A 26,031-nucleotide genomic window follows, 5' to 3' on the forward strand; every position below is an offset into this window, starting at 1 on the left:
TGGCAGTGGGGTGTGGGCGGGCTGGAGCTTGGGCGCGGTTATGGGGCGCCGTCCGAGTACTGGGGAAGGGTGATGCAGACAATCTTTTGCCAGCCCGCGTTGGCCTTGCTGCTTGGCGTCTGCGGAGTCGCGACCGTCGCCATGGCCCAGAATCCGCCGCCGACCTCCGTGCCGAGGGTTCAGACGGCCCCTCGGGCCCAGCCAAAGTCCGAGGTGATCGCGGCCGACACGGCTTCGACACCGCCGATCTGCTACGCAGGATACGGCCTGCGTCCAAGCCAGAAGATCAAGGTCTGCACCGACGTCATCGACAGCGGCAACCTCAAGGGGCCTGCCTTGGGGTTGGCGTACTTCAATCGCGGCCTGGCGCGGGCCAACGACGGCGACCCCAAGGGTTCACTCAGCGACTATCGCACCGCGCTGCGGTTCTACACCGACGCCATTCGCAGCTCGGCGCCTTCGGCCCAGTTGGTGTTCCAGCGCGGCCTGATTTATCACGCGATGGGCGACGCCGATCAGGCGATCGTCGACTACAGCGACGCCATCCGGCTGTCGCCACGGGAAACCCTTGCCTACGTCAACCGCGGCATCGTGCTCTACACCAAGAAGGACAATAACGAAGGCGCGATCTCCGATTTCGACTCGGCGCTGAAGATCAATCGCTGCGAGACGACCGCCTGGATCAATCGCGGCCTCGTCTACAAGCGCAAGGGCAACCTCAACCAGTCGATCGCCGATTTCACCGACGCCATCAAGTGCCTGCCCGCAACCTCGCCGCCGGTGACCGCGGTCACGGTGGATCCGTCCGGCAAGCCGTTCCCCGCCCAATACTACCAGGCGATGACGCAGAGCGCGCAGCTCGCCGATGCCTACTACCAGCGCGGCCTCGTCTTTCTCGACAAGGGCAGCAAGGACAAGAAGCAGGCGATCCCGATGTTCGATGCGGCGATCAAGGACTTCAACGACGCCATCCGCATCAACCCGACCGCCGCGGCGCACTTCGTCGGCCGCGCCTCCGCGCACATGTACAAGGAGGAGTTCCGGGCGGCGATCGCCGACTTCACCGAGGCGATCCGGCTGTCGCCCGGCGACGAGTACACCTTCCTGAATCGCGGCATCGCCTATCATTCGGTCAACGAGCCTGACAATGCCATCGCCGACTACAGCGAGGCGCATCGCATCAACCCGCTCGACGTGGCGCCGCTGCTCAATCGCGGCATCGTCTACTATTCCAAGAAAGGCCAGTACGACCTCGCGATCAAGGACTTCACCGACTGCCTGAAGATCGATCCGAAGGAAGTGAACTGCCTGATCAACCGCGGCATCTCGTGGCGCGAGAAGGGCGATCCGGACAAGGCGATCGTCGACTTCACGGAGGCGCTGCGCCTCGGCCTGCTGACCGGCGACGTGCTGCAGTTCGGCTCCAAGGAGCCTGAGGCGGTGCGCCACTGGGCGCAGGTGGCGCACGCGCGCTACCAGCGCGGCACGGCCTATGTGCTGAAGACCGAGTACGACTTGGCACTGGCCGACTTCAACGAGGCGATCCGGCTCAACCCGACCGAGGCCCGCGTTTTCGTCGCGCGCGGCGGCGTCTATCTCGCCCGTCAGGAATACAAGCGCGCGATCGCCGACTTCAACGAGGGCATCCGGCTCGATCCCGAATACGCCTTCGCCTATTTCCAGCGCGGCTTCGCCTATCACGCGATCGAGGAGCCGGATAAGGCCTATGACGACTACACCCAGGCGATCCGCTGGGACCCCAAGTACATCACGTCGTACCTTAACCGGGGCATCATCCTGTACACCCGCCGCGCCGACTACGAGCGCGCGATCGTCGACTTCACCACCGCGCTGCGGCTCGGGCCCGACAACATCAACGCGCTGATGCATCGCGGCGTCGCCGAGGGCGGCAGCGGCGAGTTCGACAAGGGCTTCGCCGATCTCAACCGGGCGATCGAGCTGTCGCCGGAGTTCGCCCGCGCCTACTATTACCGCGGTGTCCTGTTCAGCATGCGCGGCAGCGCCGACCGCGCGCTAGCCGACTACACCACGGCGCTGCGGCTCGACGCCAAGAGCGCCGAGGCCCATGTCGCGCGCGCGGCGATCTATGCGCAGATCGGCCAGCAGGACAAAGCCGTTGCCGACCTCACCGAGGCGATCAAGCTCCTGCCGAACGCGGCCGACCCGTACTACAACCGCGGCTACTCGTACTTTGCCAAGGGCCAATACGACCGCGCCATCGCCGACTACGGCGAGGCGATCAAGCTCAATCCGCGCATGGCGATCGCCTATAGCAACCGCTGCCTGACGCGCGGCATCGTCGGCAAGGACCCGACCGAAGCATTGCGCGATTGCGACGAGGCACTGAAGCTCCAGCCGGCCAGCCTGGACGCGCGCGACACGCGCGGCTTCATCTACCTGAAGCTCGGCGACTTCCCGGTATCGATCAACGAATACAACGCCGCGCTGCAGCTCGATCCGAACCGTGCCCGGTCGCTGTACGGCCGCGGCCTGGCGAAGACGAAGAGCGGCGACAAGGAGGGTGGGACTGCCGACATGGCTGCGGCCGTGAAGATCGCCCCCAAGGTCGCCGAGGACTTCGCGCGCCTCGGCATGAAGTGACGAGCAGGCGCGGCTCGCCCGCTTGCTTGACGGCGATCGGCGCCACGCCGACGGTCACTTAGGATCACGCCCACGATTCATCCCCAACGGTGTCGCCCTGCCGCATGCCCAGGCCCGCCGACGGTGCTATGCAGGCGCCATGATCGATCGCCCTCGCGACCGCGTCTTTTTGATCACCCTGGCCGCGCTCGCGCTGCTGGCCGGTGAAATGCTGCTCGTGCACTGGCTGACCTGACGCGGGTCGCCGGCCACCGACCGCCCAGGGCAGCGGCTTCGTCTCACCGAAAAAATCACGTGAGACAGTTGCGCGCCGCCTGGCGGCAAGCGTCAGCCTCGCCCGACTGTCAACCGATCGAGCCCTGCGTAGCCGAGCAAGCCAGATCGGAGCGCCCACACGAGAAGTCCTCCCGAGACGGCTCCAGTCCCGCTGGCCACGAAATCAAGAAAGGCCGAGATTCGGCCAGGCATATATATCTGACCGCCTTCTAGGATTCCCGCGAGCGCGACAAGCAGACCAGTCAGAACGAAAGCCCTCGCCCTCCCTCGATAGGCCAAGCCCACTACGATTGCTGTGCCGAAGTAAGCCATAAAGTGTTCAATGTGCCCGCCCATGCCGGTCCGGACCATCGCGCTGCCGGGCAACCACGAAAGTGCAACAAGCAGGACGATGCACGCGCATGCCGGCCAAAAGGCCAGGGCGATCAGGCCAACAGAGTTGCGAAACATCCCATCTCTCCGGACGGCACGACGATGCGCGGTTGTCGCCTGCTTCGCCTCATTACGGCCAGGGAACTTCCGGGGCAGCCCGCCGGGGTAGGGTCGTCTGTCGACAGGATCTCGGCGCGTCGCGCGCTTTCAGGTCAGCGTCACGCAGAACGGCGCATGAGCAGAGGCAACGAACAATATGCATCAGCGTTATTGCCGCGATCGACGAGTGATCGACAGGCTGCTGGTGGAGTCGAAGCCTTCTGGGAGGATTGCGATGCGCTCAAGCAACAACGGCAAGAATACGCGCTTCGGCACCGACGATGACGATTACTTCTCGGGGGGCAACGGCAAAGATATTCTATTCGGCGGTGTTGGCGACGACACCCTGAGTGGGGGCAATGGGAAGGATATCCTTCACGGAGGCGCCGGCAACGACGTGCTGTCGGGAGGTAATGACGACGACATTCTGCTCGGTGCTTTGGGTGACGATGCGCTGGATGGCGGACCAGGCAACGACATCTTGAGTGGGGGCGCCGGCACCGACGCGGCGACATATGCGAGCGCGACAACCGGGGTGTCAGTGAGCTTGGCGCTGATCGGTGCGCAGAATACCGGCAGTGCTGGTATCGATGCGCTGATCAGCATCGAAACCCTTGTGGGCTCAGCGTACGGGGACACCTTGACCGGCAATGCTGGGTTAAATTTGCTGCTCGGCGGCGGTGGCAACGATACGCTGAAAGGCGGGTTCGGCGACGACCTGCTGATCGGTGGAACGGGAAATGACGAGCTGAACGGCGATCAGAGCAACGACACCCTGGATGGCGGTGCTGGCAACGACACTGTGTACGGTGGTTCAGGCGACGATACCGTAAGCGGCGGCGTGGGCAACGACACTGTGAGTGGCGGCATCGGGAACGATACGGTGATCGGGGGATTGGACAACGACACTCTAAATGGCGCCGCGGGAAATGACTTGCTGAGCGCCGGATTGGGCGACGACACCTTGAATGGCGGAGGTGGCAACGATACATTGATCGGCGGCCCTGGTCAGGACTCGTACTTGTTTGACAGTACGCTTGATGTGCTGACCAACGTCGATTTCGTCAGCTTTTTCAGCATCGCCGACGACCACATCCTTCTAAGCCAATCGGTGTTCACAGCGGCCGGTGCGCCTGGAACCCTGGCTGCCGGTGCGTTCTTCATTGGCGTTAGCGCGGCCGCTGCCGACGACCGAATCATCTACAACAGTGGCACAGGCGCGTTGTCGTACGATTCCGACGGCAGCGGCTCGGCTGCGGCCGTTCAATTTGCCACCCTGGACGCCGGCCTTGCCCTTACCAGCAGCCACTTCCAGATTGAGTAGGGCGCTGTGACCGCAGTGGTCGGCCAGCGCTACGGTCGCGTCGTGGCCCTATGTAGCGCGGGGAGGATCTCGGCGCGGCGATGTTGAGCGCCGGTATGGCGCATGCGTTCATCAAGTACAGGGCGTCTATGTCGAGCAGGGGCGTGCTCTGCGCCGCCGCCACGCAAAGCAAGCACGCTCGCGCGCCACGGCGCCAAGTTTGCTCGCCAGATGATGCCGGCCGCCGATCGCCCTGGGCTCGCTACAGCCTCAAATTCGCCGGACGGCACGCCGGATTTTTTCAGGCGACGAGTGCGCCAGGCAACCTAGAAGACGGCGTCGCATTGAATCCGAGAATTCATCCGCAGCGGAGTGCCTTATGGCCGATACATCCCGTCCCGACGACAAGCGCCAAGGCGAAGCCGCCAACCATCCTCGATGGGATCGAAAGCAGGGCACACCGGAGGACAAGAAAGCGGCGCAAATTGTAGAGCGCGCCTCGAGCCGCTACAGCGCCTCGGAGCAGAGCGAGAACAAGAAAGACCGTGAGCCCCGCTGATTTCGTGCATTGACCGGCGGCTTACGCAGCAAATCCCTTTTCGCCCCGAAGGACGCCTATGCAGGCGCCCCGGGTGATGTCTTGCCCTTGGATTGCTGGACGGCGCCGACGCCTCCGGCTTTGCTCGGCATCGTCTTATTGGTGAGGAGGCGTCGCACGACATCAGCGGCGATGGCGTTCGGTTCGGCGACTACGCTGATGATCACCATGCAGTGCGGACAGCACATCACGACCGCATAGAAGCCCGGTGCCGCCGTGACATTCGCGCCCATGGCCACATTCCCAGGTGGACCTACTGGTGCACCCGCGGCCTGTCCGGTCGCGACCTTCGGGCCTACGATCGCATGCCGGATCGAAAACTCCGTGATGTCCTTCCCGCACTTCGGACACTTCGGATCAGCTTCCATGCACTTTCCTCCATCGGCTCTCTACTGGCGCCGATGCTGGCAGGCCGGGTCGAGTGAGTCGATCATGCGCGCGACCGCTCAATGCAGCAGCCAACTACCGACGGATAGCCCTCACCAAACCCACATTTTCAGCAATGCTTCGGACAACTTTGGAACAGGGCGGATAGCGTTCTGGCGGATGGGGTGGGATTCGAACCCACGGTGGGCGTGAACCCACGCCGGTTTTCAAGACCGGTGCCTTAAACCGCTCGGCCACCCATCCGTGGCAATAGTGGCGGGCCTTTTAGCTGAGCACCGCTCGGAACGAAAGGCGAAAATGACACCCGATTGGCACCCACCCGCTACAGCTTGGTCGCGGCCCGGATAAGCCCGCCGAGGAACGACAGCACGCGAAGACGATCGGCACGGGATTCCCAAGACCTCGTCCTTTCGGGTGTATCCTAAGCGCGCGAGTGCCACGACGTCCGCCGCGCCCGCCTTGTCATCGCGCCGCTGATGTGGATGTGCGTAGACCTGGCGTGTGATGAACGTCGACGCATGGGCCAGGCGCTCGCTGATCGTGACAATGTCGATGTTCGCATCGATCAATTGCGGCGTATGGGTGTGCCGCGGCGCGCCCCAGGTTGCAGCGCCGTTGGCCAGTTCGCGCGCACCTCGTGATCCTGGCCCTTCCTTTCTTGCCTGTCCGCTATTGCTCCAACAGCTTTGCGATGTGCTCCGACATGATTCTGACCTTGAGATGCTCGGTATCACGGGCAAGTGCGCGGACCTCGGTTGCTCGCTCGCTCGTGTTGCGCGGCCGAGAGCCTGACAGTGGCAATTGGACAGTCATCATGCCTCCGTAGGCTTCGGTTTCGTCGGGCCAGGGGCGGGGGAACTTCGGAAACTCCCCGCCCGGCCCTGACCACAACCAGGTCGGGGAAGGCACCGGATTATGGCTGGGCAAATCTATGGCGTCGCCATCTCGGCGCGCGAGGGCGCACTCGGAGAAGCGGAGCGCAAAAGTGGTGCCGCTTAAGTCGGGGGGGGCGCGACGATCGGCCGAGCCGCTGCCGGCTGCGGCAGCGGTGGTCGCCCGGCTTCATAGCTATCTTTGCTCTCATCGCGACGCCCGGAGAAACAATGCTTCGGTCTTCCTGCGAGACGAAGAAGTCGAAGTGATCGAGCATCATGCCGACTGTAATCCTGGAGTTCGCCGCAAGGGCCATCCCTTGGTTGCATTGCGACGGCGGCGCGTACGGGCGATACCGTCGTCCAAATCACCGGCGCTGGCGATCCCGCAAACCATGGCAGACGCGGACATCGCGGCTGCGATCGGCAACATCATCGCAGAATGGACTCGCGGGCAGCCCTATCCCGCCAAGGCCAAGGCGCCGACCCGATAAGCGAAAGGGGGGCTTCGCGCAAGTTCCGCTATTGCCCTGACAGCCGCGGACGCGCTAGTTGCAGAAAGGGTCGCGAGCTTGATCCGCGATGCCCGAGAAATGAAAGTCGGGGAGAAGACGAAATGGCTGCTGATCCGCTCGTTCCCGCCAGGACGCCCTTCAACTACAACCTCGGTATCAATTACGAGACGTGGGCGAATGGCCGAACCGGTCGCAGCATCACCGCAGATCTCGATGCAATCACCAAGAACTTCGGGTTGATCAAGACGTTCCACGATGTGGCGAATCCGGGAGGGGCTAATCCGGTAATCGACCCCGACCAGCTACAGGTGATCAAGTACGTCGCCCAGTCGAAGGATCTCCAGCTCGTGATGGGCACCTACACCAGCGCCCTGGCCCAGGGAGGCTATGGCTCGGCGTGGTCAGGTCCGGGGTCGATGACAAGCGCCGCCTACACCGACAAATGGGTGCAGATGCTCATCACGTCGTTCGGCAGCAAGCAGGCGGTGAAGGATCACCTGTCGATGATCCTCCTCGGCAACGAAGTCGACCAGGCGGACAACCATCCGCCGAACGTCAGCCAGTACATGGGCTGGTTCCGCTCCGCTTTCGACAACCTCAGTGCGTCGCTGAAGAAAGCGGGGCTGGGCTCCATCGCCGTCTCGACCACCATCGCCGCCTACACCCGGACGGACGCCGGCGCCCCCGTCGCGGTCGGCGCCACGCGGTACATCTATGAGCACTGGAGCTCGTCCTGGAACGGCGGCAACCCCGTGGTTCTGTTCAACGACTACACGCCGAGCAACGAGCACGGCCAGTTTGCGAGTCCGGAATTCGATCCCGTCATCAAGTACTACAAGTCGCTCTACACCAAGCTGGGCAGCAAGCTCGCGCCGTACGTCGGCGAAACGGGCTACTCCTCCTTCTACACCCTGGAGAACGAGATCAGGGTCTACGACCAGATCAAGACGTGGCTGAACGGCCAGTACAACAACAACGGCCGCAAGACCATACCGCTGTTCATCTTCAACGCGTTCGACCAGCCGTCGAAGGGAGGGTTGGAGCAGCAGTTCGGCATCTACGCGGACAACCCCAGCACTCATCGGCCGACCGGGCTGAAGCCCGGCCTTACCTTGCCGTTGTGGAGCAGGGGCCATATTCGAGCCACGAGCGGCAGCGACAGGCTGTATGGCACTTCAGGCAATGACCGTCTTAGCGGCGGCGTCGGAGCCGACTTGACGGCGGGTGGGGCCGGCAACGACGCCTATTACGTCGACAATGCGGGCGATCGAGTGACGGAGTCTGTGGGTGAAGGAACCGACACGATCTTCAGCACCGTCAGCTACGCCCTGACGGCAGGACAGGAGGTCGAGAATCTGCGGGCTCGCGGGACGACGGGGCTGACCCTGACGGGCAATGAACTCGGCAACCGAATCAGGGGAGGCTCGGGCATCGACACGCTGAACGCCGGCGGAGGCGACGACCGGCTGGCCGGCCGCGGCGGCGCCGACGTCATGGCGGGAGGCAGCGGAAACGACGTCTACTACGTCGACAACGTGGACGATCAGGTCACCGAGACCACCGGCCAGGGCATCGACAAGATCTGCAGCACCGTCGATTACACCCTCGCCGACGGCCAGGACATCGAGTACCTGCGAGCCTATTCGGCGGCCGGGCTGACCCTGACAGGCAATGGGCTCGACAACGATATTGCCGGAAACTCGGGTCACGACACGCTGAACGGCGGCGGAGGCGACGACCGGCTGAGCGGCCGCGGCGGCGCCGACGTCATGGCGGGAGGCACCGGCAACGACGTCTACTACGTCAACGATCCGGGCGATCAGGTCATCGAGGGCACGGGCCAGGGAACCGACACGGTCCGCAGCATCGTCGACTATGTCCTGGGAGCCGGCCAGGAGGTCGAGAACCTGCGGGTTTTCGGGACGGCGGGGTTGGCCCTGAAGGGTAATGAGTTCGACAACTCCCTGAGCGGCGGCATCGGCGACGACACGCTGGACGGCGGCGCCGGAATCGATGTGCTGAGGGGCGGGGGCGGTTCGGACGTGTTCGCGTTCACCACCAGCCTGGCTGCGGGCAATATCGACACGATCGCCGACTTCAGTGTCGCCGCCGACACGATCCGGCTGAGCCACGCGATATTCGACGCTATCGTGGGCACGGGGACCTTGAGTGCGCTCCAGTTCGTGGCCAATGCCAGCGGCACCGCACAGGACGCCGATGACCGGGTCATCTACGAGACCGATACCGGCAAGCTGTTCTATGACAGCAATGGAAGCGCGGTCGGCGGTGCGGTACAATTCGCAAAGCTTTCCTCCGGGCTTGCGCTGACAGCCGGCGACTTTTCGATAGTTTAGGGCAACGACGCAGCCGGTCGCGGAAAGAGTCTCTCAGGCGAGCTTGTATTGCCTCTGGAAAAACGCCGAATGCAGCCCGCCGGCAGGCGGCCTGGCGGCGATGTGCTGCGTCACCTGAGAATTCGGTGAACTGTTTCCCGCGACCATGAGCACCACATGGTTCAGCGGAATGGTCTTGAGCGTTTCGCGCTTCAACAGCGCGTTGAAGATGTCTTCCGGCTCGCCTTCGGGAACGGGGATCCAGTATCTCAAAGCTTTCAGCATGCTCTGCAGTTCAGGGCCGTGCGCCCGATAATCGCCGGTAATGTAGTGTGTCCCCAGGGTTTCGATTCTGGCTATGCAGATCGGTTCTCCCCCGCTGGCCGGGTCCTCAGCACTATGGTCGGTGTGCAGGCCGTGCGGCTGCGGAACGGTGAATTTGCCGTACGCGTAGTGCTCCTTGCGATAGCGTGCCGAAGGAACGAGCACGCTCATCATCTCATCGACATCGTCATTATAGAGACGCGCATAGTTCGCCATCGTGTCGGGGGCGCCGTCGGCAAAATTTTCCCGCAGCCAATTGTCGTCGACATATACCGTTCTGACTTCGTCGAAGCGCCTTGCGTGTTCGTAGATCTCCTTTCTTGCAGAGTCGCGAAAGCGGGCAATTGCCATGGGCAAGCGGGTGTGCGCCTCGCGATCATTGAAATTTGCACGCATGCTTTCGATGATCGACCATTGGCTGGAGGAGAACTGTACCGGCTCCAGTATTGTCAGCCTGGGCCGCAAGGCGGCCCATGCCTGCTGAAGGCTTGCCATGTTCATCGTCCGGGACATGGGACGATGGTACCGCGAGCAATGATCCGTGCAACGACGAAGCGACTGTGTCCAGTCACGGGGGATGCGCTACTATCCCGTCATTGAGAGATTGGGCGTTCGATGGCATTCAATCGCAAGAGGCTTCTGATCGGCGCCGCCGGCTTCCTCAGCCTGGTGATCGCCGCGTTGCTGGTCTTGCCTTCGGTGATCGACACCGATGCCTACAAGCCGGAGATTGCCGCCCAGGTGAAGCAGGCGACGGGCCGCGACATCGCCATCGATGGCCCGATCCGTCTGTCGTTGCTGCCGACGCCCAGCGTCGAGCTCGATGGCGTCAGGTTTCTCAACGTGCCGGGCTCGAAGAACCCCAACATGGTCGAGGTGAAGTCGGTCAACGTGACCCCTTCGCTGCTTGCCTTGCTCGTAGGTGACATCGAGGTCTCCGAGGTGGCGCTCGTGGAGCCGAAGATCGCCCTGGAGATCGATGTCGAGGGTAAGCCGAACTGGGATTTCGCTCCCTCGATGGCGGCGGCAGGACCCGGCTCGTCCAAACCCTTGTCACTCGACCGGTTCACGGTCAAGAACGGCACACTTCTCTTCAATGATTCCAGGACCGGGCTGGCGATGGCCGCCGAGAACGCCGACTTCAGCGCGTCGGTCGGGTCGATCGACGGACCTTATTCGTTGGCCGGCAGCGCGACCGTCAACGGCGCGCCCCTGAAGATCGGCCTGGCGGCGAGCACCAGAACCAACAGCGGCTACGCCATCGACGCCACGCTGGAGGCAGGAGGCGGCAGGCTCTCGTACAAAGGCACCTTGAGCGAGCTGGGACTCGCGGCGCGCCTGTCGGGCAGGGCCACGGCGTCGGCGGACAATCTTCTGGCATTCGCCGAGACACTGCTCGGAATCGCCGGTCAGTCCCGGATTCGCTTGCCGCCCTTGCTGGCCGGCAAGTTCAGGTTCGATGGTCCCGTCGATCTTTCGTCGAAGGCGGTGATAGCCAAGGACTTCAAGCTGGTGCTCGGCGAAGACAGCGGTTCGGGCTCGCTCGCGCTTGCCCTAACGCCTTCGCTCGCCGTCGAGGCAAGGTTCACGGCCCCCCGGCTCGATCTCGACCGCTGGCTGGCGGCGATCGCGCTTCCCGACCAATTGGCAGAGTTGCCAACCGCGCCACCCGCGGCATCGATCGGTTCGCCCTCCGCGGCCGCGCCGCCGTCCGGTCCCGGTTGGCTGGCGGCCCTCGACGCCCGGCTGTCGCTCGAGGCCGGCGAGGTGATTTACAACAGAAAACCCGTCCGCGACGTGGCCCTGGAGCTCGAGGCACGGGGCGGCGCCGTCGCTGTGCCGAGATTGACCGCCACCCTGCCGGGCGATCTGGCAGTGCAGGCAAGATCCACGATGGGCGGGAATCCGGCGCGACCGACCGTGTCTGGTGACTTCAGCCTGATTGGGACAAAGCTGCGCGAAACCCTGGCATGGCTCGCGATCGATGTCTCGTCGATACCGGCCAACAAGCTGACGCAGCTCAGTGTCAAGGGACGCCTCGGGTCGAACCGCGGCAACGTCCAGGTGACCGACGCCATCTTCGCCCTCGATGACCTCCAGGGGGCGGGCGGAATCGTGGTGAACTTCACCATGCCGCTGTCGATCGTGACCCAGGTCGAGCTCGGGGCGTTCGATCTCGATTCCTACATGCCTCCGGCCGGCTCGACGCCGGCGCCGGAGGCTTCGGCAATGGCCTCGGTCACGCCCATCCTCGCGCTGCTGGGTCCGTCGATCGGGCTCAAGCTCAAGGTCGGCAGGATCGACTACCGCGGCGATGCGATCACCGGCGTCGCCATTGATGTCGCGCGGGATGCCGGCACGCTGCGGATGAACGAGGCCAGGGTCGCGAACCTGGTCGGCGCGCGAGTCGCAATCCGCGGCGCTGTCGCCCGCTACTGGACGCCCCAACCGCGCGTCGATTTCACCCTCGACTTCGAGGCGTCCGACATGGATCGCGTGCTGAAGCTCGCGGGTGGCACCCCGGCCGGGATGGGGCCGCTGCGCCTGCGCGGCGGCGTCGCTGGCGACTGGGAGGGCCTCACTCTGCGCGACTGCGCGCTCGATGCGGTGGGATGGAGCGTGCTGGCCAACGGCGTGTTCGCCTTGCCCGGCGCCGGCGCAAAGGGGGGTAGGATCACATCGGCATCCTACAAGGGCAGCATCGCCGTCAACGGTCAGCCGATCGAGGCCGCGATCGGTGCCGACCTGTCAGGCAGCAAGCCCGTCATTTCCGCCGATCTCCGGACGACCACGCTAGATTTCGGACGGCTGGGAGGAGGGAGCGTCGCCCGCCGTCCGCAAAGCGGTGTGGCCACTCTCGATTCGCAGACCATCGGAACACCGCTGCGCCGCGTCGACGGGACGCTCAAGGTCTCCGTGGCAAGCCTCGGCGGCGCTCCTGTGCCGCTGGGCAATGCCGAAATCGCCGCGACCCTGAAGGACGGCGTGCTCACCGTCTCCCGTTTCGAGGGTGGGCTCTATGGCGGAACCATCAACCTCGCGGGCGTCGTCGACGGCCGCGAGCCTTCGCTGTCCTTCGAGTTCAAGGGAGAGGCACGCGACATCGAGGTCGGCGAGGTGCTGCGTCGCAGCTCCGGCACCAACGAGATCGGCAGCCTCATCAGGATTGCGATCGACGGCAACCTCAGCGCCGATGGTGTGGCGCTTCGCGGCAATGGGACGACCGTTGCCGAGATCAGGAAGTCGCTTGCCGGTGGCGCCCGGTTGAACGGTCATATCCGTGCACGCGCCGACAGGTTCCTGCAAATCCTCGGGTCGGCCGCGACGGGGGTGGCGGGCGGCGTCATCGACGCCACGCTGGGCAACGTCATGAGCGTCCTCGGCGAGAAGGGAGGCGTCGGCGTCGGTAACCTCCTGAACGCGATCTCGCTGGTGCTGAATCGCTTCGTCAACAACGACAATGCGTTGTCAGGCAATGTTGAGATAGCAGGCGGCGTGCTGACCGACCGGAACCTGACCCTGCAGGGGAACGGCGCCCGGGCGACCATCGCCACACGCACCGATCTGGGCAACGGCACGACCGACAGCACGATCAACTTCATGCTGAACGAGGATCCGTCGGCGCCCTACCTGATCGTCACGGCCCGCGGTCCCTTGGGTGCGCCCTCATTCAATGCGGTGCGCGGCTCCGCCAGCGATCCGCCCGGCGTGACCAGCATCTTCCAGAACCTGCCGCATGTGCCTGTGCCAAGCCTCTCGATTCCCGTACCGCACATTCCCATGCCTCAGCTTCCGAACATCTTTGGCCGTTGAAGAGAGTTTATCATGCTACTCGGTGTCATCCGGAGCATGGCCAGGGATCCATACCGACCAGGCGGCGCGCAGGGTCGAGGCGGTGCGCGTTCTGGCCTATAATCGGGCCATGATCAGCAGGCGTCTCCTCAGTTCGGTCGTGTTCCTCGCTCCGGCCCTCGCGCACGCACAGAGCAGTGATCCCAAGTTCGCAGCCTGGCTGCGCACCCTGCGCGCCGACGCCGCCAAGGCCGGTGTCGATGCCGGGACGCTCGACAGCGCGCTCGGCAGTGTCGAGCAGATCCCTCGGGTGCTCGAGCAGGCGCGTAACCAGCCCGAGTTCAAGATGACCTTCGAGCGCTACCTCGAGATCGTCGTGTCGCCCGAGCGGGTCACGCGCGGCCGGGCGCTGCTGAAGGAGAACCGCGCCTTGGTCAGTCGCTTCGCTGCGCCCGCGGGAATCCCCGATTCGACCCTCGTCGCGCTGTGGGGCATCGAGAGCAACTACGGTGCCCGGCTCGGCGATTTCGAGGTCGTGGCTGCACTGGCGACGCTCGCCTACAACAATTTCCGCGCCAAGTTCTTCCGCGAGCAGCTGATCGCGGCGCTCAAGATCGTGTCGCAGGGTCATATCGGCCTCCATGCCATGAAGGGATCGTGGGCAGGCGCGATGGGCCAGTGCCAATTCATCCCGACCAGCTTCCTGGCCTATGCCGCCGATGGTGACGGCGACGGCCGCAAGGACATCTGGACCAACAAGGCCGACGTCTTCGCCTCGATCGCCAACTACCTGCGGCGGGTCGGCTGGAAGCCGGGCCTCGGCTGGGGCGGCGAAGTCTCGACCGGCGCCCCGGCCGGGCCGGGCGAGCGGCTGGTGAGGCCGTCCGGACCCAATGGCCCGGCCTACCGGACGACCGAGAATTTCCGGGTCATCCTGCGCTGGAACCAGTCGGATTTCTTCGGCTTGGCCGTGGGCCTGCTGTCGGATCGCATCGCCGCCTGACGCTCGGGTCAAGATTATGTATAATTGGGGGAAGATGCCCCCAGCCCTTGAGAGAACTGCGCGCGTCTGCACGGCCTTGCTGGCTCTTATGCTGGCCGGCGCCTGTGGCAGCAAGCACAGCCCCGGAAGCGGCGGCAGCAGCGTGGCGAGCCGCGGCATGTACAAGGTCGGCCAGCCCTATTCGATCGACGGCGTCACCTACGTGCCGATGGAAGAGTTCAAGCACGTCGAGACCGGGGTCGCGTCGTGGTACGGCCCTGGCTTCCACGGCAAGAATACGGCCAACGGCGAGACCTACGACCAGCACGACAGGACCGCGGCCCACCGCACCCTGCAGATGCCGTCGGTGCTGCGGGTTACCAACCTCGAGAACGGCCAGTCGACCGTCGTGCGGGTCAACGACCGGGGACCGTTTGCGCGCTCGCGCATCCTCGACGTGTCTCGGGTGGCTGCCGAGGAGCTCGGCATGACGCGGAACGGCACTGCCCGGGTCCGGATCGACCAGCTCGAGGCGGAAAGCCAGGCGGTGAAGCAGATCGCCATCAGCGGCGGCGGTCCCGACGAGCAGCGCGCCGCGATCGCGAACGGCCGGCGTGGGGCACCTGCGGTCATGGCGACCGCGCAGGCGCCACCGCCCGCTCCGCCACCACCGCCACCCGTGGAGCCACCGCCGGTGCCCACACCCGCCGTCACGGTCTATCGAAGCAGCCCGCCAAGCCCGACGGTGTCGCCGCCAGGCCCCCCACCGGGCTGGGGCGGCAGGATAGGGGCCAGTGCTGCGCCGAGCGTAGCCTCGGTTGCCGCTACGGCAGCCTCCCCACCGCCTGCGAGCGGGACACCCGGCGGCGGATTTTACGTTCAGACCGGTGCTTTTTCGACAGCCGGCAATGCCGAAAAGCAGCGCGGCATGATCACCAGCTACGGCACGTCCGAGATTTCCCAAGGGGCCTCGGGCGGCCGTGAGGTATATCGTGTGCGCTTGGGACCTTATTCGACGCAGGAGGCCGCCGGCAGCGTCGCCGACCGGCTGAAGCGCTCAGGCTATGGTGATGCCCGTGTTGTGGCGGATTGATCGACTGCTCTCCCTGATGGCGGCGCTGGCTCTTGCAGGCGCCGTTCCCGCAGCTCTCGCTCAGCAGCAGGAGCCGCCCAAACGGCAAAACCAGAAGCCGCCGGCCAAACCTGCGCAAAAGCCGGCCGCCGCCAGGCCGGGGAAGAACGAACCGCCGAAGACCGAGGCACTGCTGCCCTCGCAGATCGGCATCGGCACGCTGGCGCAGTTCGCCTTCATGATCGATCCTCAGACCTCGACGGTGCTGCTGTTCAAGGATGCCGACAAGCCGATGCATCCGTCCTCGATGGCCAAGCTGATGACCATCTACATCGCCTTCGAGGAGCTGGCAGCAGGACGGATCAACCCTGACACGCGCTTTCGCGTCAGCGAGCGCGCCTACAAAATGCAGGGCTCGCGCATGTTCGTCGAGCTGAACAGTGAGGTCAGCGTCGAGGATTTGATCAAGGGCATGATCGTGCTGTCGGGCAATGACGCCTGTGTCGTGATTGCCGAAGGACTCGCGGGTACCGAGGAGAGCTTCGCCGAGCGCATGAACAAGAAGGCCAAGGAACTCGGCATGACCGGCACGGTCTTCAAGAATTCGTCGGGCTGGCCCGCCGACGGCCAGATGACGACGGCGCGGGACCTTGCGCTGCTCTCCTGGCACACGATCAACGATTTCCCGAAGCTCTATCCCTATTATGCGATCGTCAACTGGACCTACAACAACATCAAGCAGGACAACCGCAACCGCCTGCTCAAGATCACGCCGGGAACCGACGGCCTCAAGACCGGCCATACGGAGGAGGGCGGCTACGGCCAGGCCACCTCCGCGGTGCGCGACGGGCGGCGGCTGATCCTGGTGGTCAACGGCCTCTCGTCCATGGCCGAGCGCGCGCAGGAGACGTCGCGCCTGATGGAGTGGGGTTTCCGCGATTCCACCAACACCACGATCCTGCGGGCGGGCGATACCGTCGTGGAGGCGCCGGTCTGGCTGGGCGCGCAGGAGAAGGTGCCGCTGGTCGTCGCGCGTTCGGTGCAAATCACCAGCCCAACCGGGCAGCCGCCGCAGCCGCGCCTGGTCGCGCGCTTCGACGGTCCGCTGCCGGCACCGATCGTGAAGGGCACCAAGCTCGGCACCGCGGCGCTGACACTGCCCGATGGACGGGTGATGGAGTATCCGCTCGAGGCAGGCGCCGACGTGCCACGCCAGGGGTTGGTCGGACGCATGACGACCCTCGTGCGTCACTACCTTTTCGGCTGGCTGTCGTGACGGACTGGCTGTCGTGACGGACGGGGGAGCGGGGCACTTCATCACACTGGAGGGCGGCGAAGGGGCGGGAAAGTCGACGCAGATCGTGCGCCTCGCCGATTGGCTCAGGACGCGGGGACGTGAGGTGATCGCCACTCGTGAACCGGGCGGTTCGCCCGGCGCCGAGTTGATCCGCAAGCTTTTGGTCGAGGGCCCGGCGGAACGCTGGGACGGCCCGACCGAAGCGCTGCTGCATTATGCCGCCCGCCGCGACCACCTGCGGTCGACCGTTTGGCCGGCGCTGAAGCGCGGCGCGTGGGTGATCTCCGACCGCTTTGCCGATTCGACACGGGCTTATCAGGGCTACGGCCATGGGCTCGATCTCGCCATGCTTGCCCGGCTGCATGACGTCGCGATCGGCAGCTTTCAGCCCGACCTTACCCTGATCCTCGATCTTCCGATCGAAACGGGCCTTGCGCGCGCCGCCGGCCGGCGCGGTACGGAGACACGCTACGAAAGCCTGCCGCGCGATTTCCACGAGCGCGTGCATAATGGTTTCCTGGAGATCGCCAAGTCGGAGCCTGAGCGCTGCGCCGTCATCGACGCGTCCAGGGATGTCGACACCATCGCCACCGCGATCGCGCGAAACGTGGCCGAGCGACTCGGAGCCTGAGCAGTGGCGCGCGGCAAGACCACTGCCGATGCGGCCGAGATGGAGAAGCTCGAATGGCCGTACGACTGGCCGCCGCCGTGGCGCAATGACCGGCTGGCCGGCCACGAGCCGGCGGAACGCGCGATGCTGGCGGCGCAGCAGTCGGGCAAGCTGCATCACGCCTGGCTGCTGACCGGACCGCGCGGCATCGGCAAGGCGACACTGGCCTGGCGCTTCGCCCGCTTCATGCTGGCCGGCCAGCAGGGCGGCGGCCTGTTCGGCGGCGCGCCGGACACGCTCGACGTGGCGCGCGAGGCGCCGGGCCGCTCGCTTGTCGATGCGCGGACCCATCCCGACCTTTTCCACCTGCGGCGCACGCTTCATCCCAAGGAGGCGCGCATCCAGAACGAGATTACGATCGACGACGTGCGCGGCCTCGGCGAGTTCATGCACATGACGCCGTCGATGGGCGACTGGCGGGTCGCCATCGTCGACGCCGCTGACGAGATGAACCGCAATGCGGCCAACGCCATGCTGAAGGTCCTCGAAGAGCCGCCGCCCAACGCCGTGCTGCTGATCGTTGCCCACGCGCCGGGACGACTGCTTCCCACCATCCGGTCGCGCTGCCGCCGTCTTGCCCTGCAGCCGCTCGCAGACGAGGCCGTGATCGGCTTGCTGGGTGACTATGCGCCCAACACGGCGCCGGACGAGAGGAGGGCGCTCGCCCGGCTCTCGGAAGGCAGCATCGGGCGTGCGCTCGAGCTCGCAAGCGCCGGCAGCCTCGGCCTCTATCGCGAGATGGTCGAGGTCCTGGCCACGCTGCCCGGGCTCGACATGCCGCGCCTGCACGGCTTCGCGGAGAAATTCTCACGGCGCGGCGAGGAAGCGAATGCCGACTGGCGCTCGTTCAATTACCTGTTCGACCGCTGGTTCAAGGGACTGGCGCGCAGCTGGGCGGTAGCCGCAGGAGACCCGCCCGTGGTGTCCGCGGAGAAGGGGTTGCATCAGAAATTGCTCGCCGCGGCCAGCCTTGATCACTGGATCGAGGCATGGGAAAAGATCGCCCGCTTGTTGTCGCGCGCCGATCCTCCAGTGAATCTTGACCGCAAGCAGACGGTGCTCAACAGCTTCCTGATTTTCCAATCGGTGATGCGCTGACGGCGACGGCGGCGACCGGAGTTCAGTGATCATGTCGAGTCGCACCTATTACGTCACCACGCCGATCTACTACGTCAACGACGTGCCCCATATCGGGCACGCCTACACCAGCCTCGCTTGCGACGTGCTCGCGCGCTTCAAGCGGCTCGACGGCTACGACGTCCATTTCCTGACCGGCACCGACGAGCACGGCCAGAAGGTCGAGAAGGCCGCGGCCGCCGCCGGCCTCTCGCCGCAGCAGTTCACCGACAAGGTCAGCCAGTCGTTCCGCGACCTGGTCGGCAAGATGAATTACAGCCCGGACAACTTCATCCGCACCACCGAGCCCCGTCATTACGCCTCTTGCCAGGCGCTGTGGGAAAAGCTGGTGGCCGCCGGCGACATCTATCTCGGCAGCTATGCCGGCTGGTACTCGGTGCGCGACGAAACCTATTTCGTCGAGGGCGAAACCGAGGTCGGCAGCGACGGCAAGCGGCGTGCGACGTCGACCGGCGCCGAGGTCGAATGGGTCGAGGAGCCGTCGTACTTCTTCAAGCTCTCGGCCTGGGCCGACCGGCTGCTCGAGCTCTACGAGAAGAACCCGCGCTTCATCGGGCCGGACAGCCGGCGCAACGAGATCCTGAGCTTCGTGAGGGGCGGCCTGCAGGACCTCTCGGTCTCGCGCACCAGCTTCTCGTGGGGTGTACCGGTGCCGGGCGACCCAAAGCACATCATGTACGTCTGGCTCGACGCCCTCACCAACTACATCACCGAGTGCGGCTATCCCGACACCGATGGCCCGTTGTGGAAGTACTGGCCGGCCGATCTGCACATGGTCGGCAAGGACATCATCCGCTTCCATTGCGTGTTCTGGCCGGCCTTCCTCATGGCCGCGGGCTTGGCGCCGCCGCAACGCGTCTTCGCGCACGGCTGGTGGACGAACGAAGGCCAGAAGATTTCCAAGTCGCTCGGCAACGTGATCGATCCGGTCGACCTCGTGGATGCCTACGGGCTCGACGCCGTGCGCTACTTCCTGTTGCGCGAGGTGCCGTTCGGCAATGACGGCGACTTCCAGAAGCGTGCCCTGATCGGCCGCCTCAATGGGGATCTTGCCAATGCCTACGGCAATCTATGCCAAAGGGTGTTGTCGATCGTGGCCAAGAGCTGCGGCGAGAAAGTCCCGCCCAAGGGCACGCTGACCGAGGCGGACAACGCGCTGCTCGATCGCGCCAAAGGCCTGCTGGCGATCGTCCGCGCGGAGCTCGACGAGCAGTCCTTCCATCGCGCGTTGACCCAGATTTGGGAAGTGATCGGCGACGCCAACCGCTACGTCGATGCCCAGGCGCCGTGGGCGCTGGCCAAGACCGATCCGGTGCGTCGCGACACGGTGATGTGGGTGCTGGCCGAGACGATCCGGCGGGTCACCCTGCTGGTCCAGCCCTTCATGCCCGATTCGACGGCGAAGATCCTCGACCAGCTCGGCGTGCCGGCGGAGGGCAGGGCGTTCAATTCGTTCGATACCGAGCTTCAGCCGGGCACCAGCCTGCCCAAGCCCCAGGGGGTGTTCCCGCGCTACGTCGAGCCCAAGGCAGCCTGATGCTGATCGACAGCCACTGCCATCTCGACTTTCCCCAGCTTGCCGGCGACGAGACGGGCGTGCTCGCCCGCGCCCGGACCGCCGGCGTGGCGGGCATGCTGACCATCGGCACGCGGCTCGACCAGTTCGAGCGCGTCCGGGCGATTGCCGAACGTCACGACAATATCTGGTGTTCGGTCGGCGTCCATCCGCACGAGGCGAAGGAGGAGGGGCAACGCACCCCCGACCGGCTGATCGAGGCGGCGCACCATGCCAAGGTGGTCGGCATCGGCGAGACCGGTCTCGATTTCTATTACGAGCACAGCCCCCGCGCCGAGCAGGCCGAGAGCTTTCGCGCCCATATCGCGGCGTCGCGCCAGACCGGCCTGCCGCTGATCGTCCATACACGCGACGCCGACGCCGAAACCGGCGACATGCTGGAGGAGGAGTACGCCAAGGGCGCCTTCCCCGGCCTGATCCATTGCTTCAGCTCCGGACCCGAGATCGCCCGGCGCGCCCTGGCTCTCGGCCTGTTCATCTCGATCTCGGGTATCGTGACCTTCAAGGCGGCCGAAAGCCTGCGGACCATCGTGCGCGACATCCCGCTCGACCGGCTGCTGGTCGAGACCGACGCGCCCTACCTCGCGCCGATCCCGAAGCGCGGCAAGACCAATGAGCCGGCCTTCGTCGCCCATACTGCTGCCAAGGTGGCAGAACTTAAGGGTATCTCGATGGCCGAGCTCGAGGCCGCGACGACGGACAACTTCTTCCGGCTGTTCACCAAGGCGCAGCGCGCCCAGGCACAACGCGCCCAAGCGGAGCCGCCAGCGTGCGCGTAACCATTTTGGGCTGCGGCACCTCGGGCGGCGTTCCGCGTCTCGGCGGCAAGGACGGGAAGGGCGAGTGGGGGGCGGCCGATCCGGCCGACGCCCGCAATCGCCGCACCCGCTGCTCGATCCTGGTCGAAGACCAGGGCAAGACCATCCTGGTCGACACCTCGCCGGACGTCCGCGCGCAGCTGCTGGACGCCCGGGTGGAGAAGGTCGACGCGGTGATCTGGAGCCACGAGCACGCCGACCAGGTCCACGGCATCGACGACCTTCGCCCCTATACGTTCCGAACCGGCGCCATCGAGGCGTGGGCCGACCGGCGTACGCTCGGCATCCTGAGGCGCCGGTTCGACTACGTCTTCGCGACGGAGAGCATCTATCACGCTCTCTATCGCGTCCGGGAGATCGAAGGTCCCTTCCTCGCGGCCGGTTCCGTTGCCGTGACGCCAATCCCGCTCGACCATGGCTCGATACCATCGCTCGGCTTCCGGTTCGGGGACGTTGTCTACGCCAACGACGTCGTGCGCGTGCCTGAAGAAGCGTTCCCACTGATGAAGGGCGCCGCGGTGATGATCGTCGATGCCATGCGCTATCGGCCGCACCCGACCCATGCTCATCTCGACCTGGCGTTGGAATGGATCGACAGGATTGGGCCGGAGCGCGCTTTCCTCACGAACCTCCACGTCGATATGGACTATGCTGAACTCGACCGGCGCACGCCGGCCAACGTCCAGCCCTGCCATGATGGTCTGGTAATTACAACGTAATTTCAAGAGATTAGGAGGTAAACCTAATCTAATGGTTAAGGCGGGACAAAAAGTGAGCAGTCGGCGGTTGCTGCTGCTCGGGACGGCGGCGCTGGCCTTGGTGCCAGCAGCAGCTCGTGCCCAGGGCGTTCTTGACGCTGGCGGCATGACTTTCAGGGACTTTGCGGTGGCTGACCGAGGGTCCAGCTTCAACAAGATCGACCCGATGATCGGCAGCGGTGCCGTTCCCACCCAGGCCCGCATCCTGAGCATCGACAACGACGGCGGATTTGCCCGTATCCGGTTCGACGCGATCCGCATCGAGGTCGCCATGCCGCTGGGTTGGCAGGCCAACGAGGACTGGGAGCGTGGTGTCGGCTTCAGCAGCGACAAGCGTTTCCGGCTCATCGTCTGGCGGGTCGATTTCGCCTACGAGGGTGTAAACGACGCCGAACATTATGCGGCAACCAAGACCGGCGCGATCAAAGCCCGCAAGCCGGGCATCCAGGCCCAAGCCCGAAAGCTCAGCGATGGATCTTTCCTGATCGTCTACCAGAACGTTCCGGCCGCGCCGGGCGACGCCGAGACGCGTGTCGTGTTCGATCTGGTCGTGCCGAGGCCAGGCAAGCCAAAGGAGGGCGCACTGATGACGCTGGGCGTGGCTGCACGCGATTCGGACCATGGGCTCAAGCTGATGGCGCTCCTGAAGTCTAAATTGAAAGTAGACTGGTAAGCCATGATAAAATCGTACTAATGACTATTTGTCATAATATATATTATACGATAATTCTAGGTATGATGTACAATAGCCATGAGTGACCGTCCCACCGTCGATTCGCTGCCCAAGGACCCTTTGGAACGCCTTCTGTCCGTCATGGCGTGGCTGCGCGACCGCCAGCACGGCTGCCCCTGGGACATAGACCAGACCTTCCGGACGATCGCACCGTACACCATCGAGGAGGCCTATGAGGTTGCCGACGCTATTGAGCGCGACGACATGCCGGCCCTGAAGGAAGAGCTGGGAGACCTGCTGCTGCAGGTCGTCTACCATTCCCAGATGGCGAGCGAGATCGGTGCTTTCCGGTTCGACGACGTAGCCGGCGCCATCGCCGACAAGATGGTGGACCGGCACCCTCACGTCTTCGGCGACCTCAGGATCGCCGATGCCGATGCCCAGACCATCTCCTGGGAGGCCCGCAAGGCGGCCGAACGGGCAAAGAAGGCGGGCGGCGCTGAACCGGCGGGCGCCCTGGACGGGGTGGCGCGTGCCCTTCCCGCCCTGCTGCGCGCCGAGAAGATCCAGAAGCGCGCCGCCCGGGTCGGCTTCGATTGGACGACCATCGGGCCGGTGATCGACAAGATCGAGGAGGAACTGGGCGAACTGCGCGCAGAACTGGACGCCGGCAAGTCCGACCCGGCCCGGATCACGGATGAGCTGGGCGACGTGCTTTTCGCGGTCGCCAACCTTGCGCGACACTGCAAAGTCGACCCCGAGGCCGCCTTGCGTTCGACCAACGACAAGTTCGAGAAGCGTTTCCGCTACGTCGAGGCGCGCCTCGCAGCCCAGGGCCGCAAGCCGGTCGAGGCGAGCCTCGAGGAAATGGAAGCTCTCTGGCAGGAAGCCAAGACCAAAGCTTGATGTCTTCGGCTGGGAGCGCGGCTCTCCCGAGCCGCTCTTCTTTGGTCTTGCCACATCCCATGAGCGGCTCTGGAGAGCCGCGCTCCCAGCAGCCTCCCGGTTCAGGGCCTCGGCACCAGAAGCGGCATCTGGACCATCTCGTAGACCGCTTTGGCTTCCGCCACGACCTCGGACGATGTCGCGGCGACGATGCCGGCCTCCATGCGGCCGGCCGGCCGGTAGGGTTCGCCATTGAGGCGGAGCGCCTGCCCGCCTGCCTCCGCGAGCATCAGCGCCCCGGCCGCGTGGTCCCACGGCTTGGTCATGCGATAGAGGTTGAAATCGAAAGCGCCCGACAGAAGCTCGATATACTCGCGGCCGGCGCAGTTGAGTGTCGTCAGCTCGCCCAGCCTTTGCCGCGGGGCCGACGCCAGTTGCCGATCGATCTCCTTGCGGACACGGTAGCCAACGAGCCCTTTGGGCGGGCGATCCGGCGGCTTGCCGAGGACTGGGACGCCGTCGAGCGTCGTGCCCTGCCCCTTCAGCGCCACCGCCAGGCGGTCGTTCGGAACGTCGAGAATCCAGCCGCCGATCGTCTCGCGGTCATGGATCAGGCAGACGATCATGGCGAAACGGTCGCGTCCGGCCGCGAAGTTGCTCGTCCCATCGAGCGGATCGACCACCCAGCACGTCTCGCCAGGTCGGGCGATGAGGTCGACGAGGCCGGCGTCGCCCTCGACCGCCTCCTCGCCCACCACCGGCACGCCGGGCAGGATGCTGGCCAACCCGCTGGCCAGCCGCTGCTCCGATGCGACGTCGGCCACGGTGACGAAGTCACCCGGCCGCTTCTGGCGGACATCTTCCTTTGCGAGATTGCGGAATCGCGGCAGCAGCTCGGCAGCCGCCGTCTCGCGCATCAGCTCGGCGACCCGTTGCGAATCGCCGGGCTTCAGCATCGCGGTCAGCCGAGGATGCCGAACAGATCCTCTTCCTTCAGGATCACGTGGTCGGCGCCGCCGATCTTGACCTCGGTGCCCGACCACTTGCCGTAGATCACCTTGTCGCCGACCTTCACGTCGAGCGGCTGCAGGCGGCCGTCTTCCAGGCGCTTGCCCTTGCCGACTGCAATCACCTCGCCCTGCATCGGCTTTTCCTGGGCCGTGTCGGGGATGATGATGCCGGACTTGGTCTTGGTCTCGGCGGTCATCGGCTTGAGCAGCAGACGATCGTGCAACGGCTTGAAATTCATGGTGTTTCCCCTTTTCTGGAACAGGCGCCGCTTATAGGAAGCGGCCGTGGCGGGTGTCAACGCGCGCCGCTCTCCGATTGCCGGCGCTCGAACTGGGCCGAGGCCGCGGCGTCCAGCGCCACCGTCAGGCGGGCCACTTCGCCGTCATCACGCCGGCTGCGCACCTCGCCGTGGCGGTAGAGCCAGGCGATCGTCGCACCGTCGCTGAGCGGCACCGAGACCTCGCGGGCCTCCGCGTCCTTGCCGAGCAGGTCCTCGATCGCGATCAGCAGGGGCTCGACGCCCTCCCCGCTCAGCGCCGACACCGGGAATTGGCGGTCGCGCTCGGGACCGACGGCGGTCCGGCTCTGCAGGATGACGCGCTGCTCGAGCGGCAGGGCGTCGATCTTGTTCAGCGCCTCGATCATCGGCGTGCCGCCGCCCTCTTCGATGGCGCCCAGCGCGCTCAGCACCTCCTCGACATCGGCACGCTGGCGCTCAGAATCGGGATGGGCGATATCGCGCACATGGACGATCAGGTCGGCTTCGACCACCTCTTCCAGGGTCGCACGGAAGGCGGCGACCAGGTGGGTCGGCAGATCGGACACGAAGCCGACGGTGTCGGAGATCACGCAATCGCGGCCGCCCGGCAGCTTGATCACGCGCATCGTCGGATCGAGCGTGGCGAACAGCAGGTTCTTGGCGAAGACGTCGGCACCGGAGAGACGATTGAACAGCGTCGACTTGCCGGCATTGGTGTAGCCGACCAGCGCCACCGTCGGCAGGCGCGCTTTCTTGCGCCCGGAGCGGTTCACCGCGCGGGTCTTGCGCACGCCTTCCAGGTCACGCTTGATCCGCACGATGCGCTCGCCGATCAGACGGCGGTCGATCTCGATCTGGCTTTCGCCGGGGCCGCCGAGGAAGCCGAAGCCGCCGCGCTGGCGTTCCAGGTGGGTCCACGACCGGACCAGCCGGCCGCGCTGGTAGTCGAGCGCGGCGAGTTCGACCTGCAGGCGGCCTTCATGGGTCCGGGCGCGGGCGCCGAAAATCTCGAGGATGAGGCCCGTGCGGTCAATGACCTTGGTGTTCCAGGCTTTCTCGAGATTGCGCTGCTGCACGGGCGTAAGCCGGTCGTCGACGACGACGAGACCGATCCCCTGCTCTTCCACTACAGCTTTGACGCGTTCGACGACACCTTTGCCAATCAGCGTCGCCGGCGTGATCCTCCGCAACGGCACCGACTGCTCCCACTGCACGTCGAGGTCGATTGCGCGCGCAAGCCCCACCGCCTCCTCAAGCTTGGAATCGCTGTCACGCTGATTGCCTGTGCGCGGGCCCTGGACATAGGGGCTCAGGACGGCGGCCACGGTCGCCGGTCGCGCCGTCTCCTGAAGCGTCCGCGGGCGCCTGTCGTGTCCGTTGAGTTCGATGTCGTCTGTCAA

At 65.1% G+C, this 26,031-nt stretch carries 21 protein-coding genes and 1 tRNA gene; 16 read left to right on the forward strand and 6 right to left on the reverse strand.

Translation table 11 applies throughout. The annotated features are described in order from the left end of the window. The first annotated feature begins 72 nt into the window (after positions 1 to 72). The 3 genes from ACQY8M_RS25820 (at position 73) to ACQY8M_RS25830 (ending at position 5,231) form a co-directional block, all read left to right on the forward strand. Positions 73 to 2,622, forward strand: a complete 2,550-nt coding sequence (locus tag ACQY8M_RS25820; RefSeq protein ID WP_428661627.1) for a tetratricopeptide repeat protein — start codon at positions 73 to 75, stop codon at positions 2,620 to 2,622. A 934-nt stretch (positions 2,623 to 3,556) separates the two neighbouring features. Then, positions 3,557 to 4,693 (forward strand): calcium-binding protein, encoded by a 1,137-nt coding sequence (locus tag ACQY8M_RS25825; RefSeq protein WP_428661630.1) that lies wholly within the window; start codon positions 3,557 to 3,559, stop codon positions 4,691 to 4,693. Positions 4,694 to 5,051: 358 nt separating this feature from the next. After that, positions 5,052 to 5,231, forward strand: a complete 180-nt coding sequence (locus tag ACQY8M_RS25830) for a hypothetical protein (RefSeq protein ID WP_428661633.1) — start codon at positions 5,052 to 5,054, stop codon at positions 5,229 to 5,231. Between the two features lie 56 nt (positions 5,232 to 5,287). Here ACQY8M_RS25830 and ACQY8M_RS25835 read toward each other — a convergent pair whose 3' ends face one another. Together ACQY8M_RS25835 and ACQY8M_RS25840 are read right to left on the reverse strand one after the other, a co-directional pair. Beyond that, positions 5,288 to 5,638: a hypothetical protein gene (locus ACQY8M_RS25835; RefSeq protein WP_428661636.1), complete on the reverse strand. Its 351-nt coding sequence runs from the start codon at positions 5,636 to 5,638 to the stop codon at positions 5,288 to 5,290. Positions 5,639 to 5,810: 172 nt separating this feature from the next. Further along, positions 5,811 to 5,900 (reverse strand) — tRNA-Ser (locus ACQY8M_RS25840). Between the two features lie 742 nt (positions 5,901 to 6,642). Between ACQY8M_RS25840 and ACQY8M_RS25845 the strand changes: the two genes are divergently transcribed. Together ACQY8M_RS25845 and ACQY8M_RS25850 are read left to right on the forward strand one after the other, a co-directional pair. After that, the gene (locus ACQY8M_RS25845) at positions 6,643 to 7,023 is read left to right on the forward strand and encodes a hypothetical protein (protein WP_428661639.1); all 381 of its coding nucleotides are present in this window, start codon (positions 6,643 to 6,645) and stop codon (positions 7,021 to 7,023) included. 122 nt (positions 7,024 to 7,145) lie between these two features. After that, positions 7,146 to 9,398, forward strand: coding sequence for a hypothetical protein (locus tag ACQY8M_RS25850; protein WP_428661642.1), 2,253 nt, complete (start codon positions 7,146 to 7,148; stop codon positions 9,396 to 9,398). Between the two features lie 33 nt (positions 9,399 to 9,431). Here ACQY8M_RS25850 and ACQY8M_RS25855 read toward each other — a convergent pair whose 3' ends face one another. Beyond that, a complete protein-coding gene (locus ACQY8M_RS25855) occupies positions 9,432 to 10,196 on the reverse strand; it encodes a hypothetical protein (protein WP_428661645.1) in 765 nt (254 codons plus the stop codon). 120 nt (positions 10,197 to 10,316) lie between these two features. Between ACQY8M_RS25855 and ACQY8M_RS25860 the strand changes: the two genes are divergently transcribed. From ACQY8M_RS25860 to mazG, 11 genes are all read left to right on the forward strand, one after another. Continuing rightward, entirely contained in the window at positions 10,317 to 13,514 is a 3,198-nt protein-coding gene (locus ACQY8M_RS25860; protein ID WP_428661648.1) for an AsmA family protein, read from the forward strand. A 109-nt stretch (positions 13,515 to 13,623) separates the two neighbouring features. Then, entirely contained in the window at positions 13,624 to 14,496 is an 873-nt protein-coding gene (locus ACQY8M_RS25865) for a lytic murein transglycosylase (protein ID WP_428661650.1), read from the forward strand. A 34-nt stretch (positions 14,497 to 14,530) separates the two neighbouring features. Continuing rightward, the gene (locus ACQY8M_RS25870) at positions 14,531 to 15,568 is read left to right on the forward strand and encodes a septal ring lytic transglycosylase RlpA family protein (RefSeq protein ID WP_428661653.1); all 1,038 of its coding nucleotides are present in this window, start codon (positions 14,531 to 14,533) and stop codon (positions 15,566 to 15,568) included. Beyond that, positions 15,552 to 16,823: a D-alanyl-D-alanine carboxypeptidase family protein gene (locus ACQY8M_RS25875; RefSeq protein ID WP_428661656.1), complete on the forward strand. Its 1,272-nt coding sequence runs from the start codon at positions 15,552 to 15,554 to the stop codon at positions 16,821 to 16,823. Before ACQY8M_RS25870 ends, ACQY8M_RS25875 begins: the two co-directional genes overlap by 17 nt. Positions 16,824 to 16,836: 13 nt before the next feature. Further along, entirely contained in the window at positions 16,837 to 17,475 is a 639-nt protein-coding gene (tmk, locus tag ACQY8M_RS25880) for a dTMP kinase (protein ID WP_428661658.1), read from the forward strand. A gap of 3 nt (positions 17,476 to 17,478) precedes the next feature. Further along, the gene (locus ACQY8M_RS25885) at positions 17,479 to 18,612 is read left to right on the forward strand and encodes a DNA polymerase III subunit delta' (protein WP_428661661.1); all 1,134 of its coding nucleotides are present in this window, start codon (positions 17,479 to 17,481) and stop codon (positions 18,610 to 18,612) included. Positions 18,613 to 18,643: 31 nt separating this feature from the next. Next, positions 18,644 to 20,188, forward strand: a complete 1,545-nt coding sequence (gene metG, locus ACQY8M_RS25890) for a methionine--tRNA ligase (protein ID WP_428661664.1) — start codon at positions 18,644 to 18,646, stop codon at positions 20,186 to 20,188. Then, complete coding sequence (locus tag ACQY8M_RS25895) at positions 20,188 to 21,006, forward strand: TatD family hydrolase (RefSeq protein WP_428661667.1); 819 nt, start codon at positions 20,188 to 20,190, stop codon at positions 21,004 to 21,006. The genes metG and ACQY8M_RS25895 overlap by 1 nt, the downstream gene beginning before the upstream one ends. After that, positions 20,997 to 21,764, forward strand: a complete 768-nt coding sequence (locus ACQY8M_RS25900; protein WP_428661669.1) for an MBL fold metallo-hydrolase — start codon at positions 20,997 to 20,999, stop codon at positions 21,762 to 21,764. Before ACQY8M_RS25895 ends, ACQY8M_RS25900 begins: the two co-directional genes overlap by 10 nt. 67 nt (positions 21,765 to 21,831) lie before the next feature. Further along, the gene (locus tag ACQY8M_RS25905; protein ID WP_428661672.1) at positions 21,832 to 22,476 is read left to right on the forward strand and encodes a hypothetical protein; all 645 of its coding nucleotides are present in this window, start codon (positions 21,832 to 21,834) and stop codon (positions 22,474 to 22,476) included. Positions 22,477 to 22,554: 78 nt separating this feature from the next. Beyond that, a complete protein-coding gene (gene mazG, locus ACQY8M_RS25910) occupies positions 22,555 to 23,382 on the forward strand; it encodes a nucleoside triphosphate pyrophosphohydrolase (protein WP_428661675.1) in 828 nt (275 codons plus the stop codon). A 101-nt stretch (positions 23,383 to 23,483) separates the two neighbouring features. Here mazG and ACQY8M_RS25915 read toward each other — a convergent pair whose 3' ends face one another. Genes ACQY8M_RS25915 through hflX form a run of 3 tightly spaced genes read right to left on the reverse strand, consistent with a single transcriptional unit; the run spans position 23,484 to position 26,031 of the window. Further along, positions 23,484 to 24,317, reverse strand: coding sequence for an inositol monophosphatase family protein (locus tag ACQY8M_RS25915; RefSeq protein WP_428661677.1), 834 nt, complete (start codon positions 24,315 to 24,317; stop codon positions 23,484 to 23,486). Positions 24,318 to 24,322: 5 nt separating this feature from the next. Next, positions 24,323 to 24,610, reverse strand: coding sequence for a co-chaperone GroES (locus ACQY8M_RS25920; RefSeq protein WP_428661680.1), 288 nt, complete (start codon positions 24,608 to 24,610; stop codon positions 24,323 to 24,325). A gap of 56 nt (positions 24,611 to 24,666) precedes the next feature. Next, positions 24,667 to 26,031, reverse strand: a complete 1,365-nt coding sequence (gene hflX / locus ACQY8M_RS25925; protein WP_428661682.1) for a GTPase HflX — start codon at positions 26,029 to 26,031, stop codon at positions 24,667 to 24,669.

The sequence above is a fragment of the Reyranella sp. genome (assembly GCF_965279465.1).
GTDB lineage: Bacteria > Pseudomonadota > Alphaproteobacteria > Reyranellales > Reyranellaceae > Reyranella.

Excerpts from the sequence above, each read along its gene's own strand:
- ACQY8M_RS25820 (WP_428661627.1), top strand. The coding sequence starts at position 73 with ATGCAGACAATCTTTTGCCAGCCCGCGTTGGCCTTGCTGCTTGGCGTC.
- ACQY8M_RS25830 (WP_428661633.1), top strand. The coding sequence starts at position 5,052 with ATGGCCGATACATCCCGTCCCGACGACAAGCGCCAAGGCGAAGCCGCC.
- ACQY8M_RS25835 (WP_428661636.1), bottom strand. The coding sequence starts at position 5,638 with ATGGAAGCTGATCCGAAGTGTCCGAAGTGCGGGAAGGACATCACGGAG.
- ACQY8M_RS25850 (WP_428661642.1), top strand. The coding sequence starts at position 7,146 with ATGGCTGCTGATCCGCTCGTTCCCGCCAGGACGCCCTTCAACTACAAC.
- ACQY8M_RS25855 (WP_428661645.1), bottom strand. The coding sequence starts at position 10,196 with ATGGCAAGCCTTCAGCAGGCATGGGCCGCCTTGCGGCCCAGGCTGACA.
- ACQY8M_RS25860 (WP_428661648.1), top strand. The coding sequence starts at position 10,317 with ATGGCATTCAATCGCAAGAGGCTTCTGATCGGCGCCGCCGGCTTCCTC.
- ACQY8M_RS25865 (WP_428661650.1), top strand. The coding sequence starts at position 13,624 with ATGATCAGCAGGCGTCTCCTCAGTTCGGTCGTGTTCCTCGCTCCGGCC.
- ACQY8M_RS25870 (WP_428661653.1), top strand. The coding sequence starts at position 14,531 with ATGCCCCCAGCCCTTGAGAGAACTGCGCGCGTCTGCACGGCCTTGCTG.
- metG (WP_428661664.1), top strand. The coding sequence starts at position 18,644 with ATGTCGAGTCGCACCTATTACGTCACCACGCCGATCTACTACGTCAAC.
- ACQY8M_RS25895 (WP_428661667.1), top strand. The coding sequence starts at position 20,188 with ATGCTGATCGACAGCCACTGCCATCTCGACTTTCCCCAGCTTGCCGGC.
- mazG (WP_428661675.1), top strand. The coding sequence starts at position 22,555 with ATGAGTGACCGTCCCACCGTCGATTCGCTGCCCAAGGACCCTTTGGAA.
- ACQY8M_RS25915 (WP_428661677.1), bottom strand. The coding sequence starts at position 24,317 with ATGCTGAAGCCCGGCGATTCGCAACGGGTCGCCGAGCTGATGCGCGAG.
- ACQY8M_RS25920 (WP_428661680.1), bottom strand. The coding sequence starts at position 24,610 with ATGAATTTCAAGCCGTTGCACGATCGTCTGCTGCTCAAGCCGATGACC.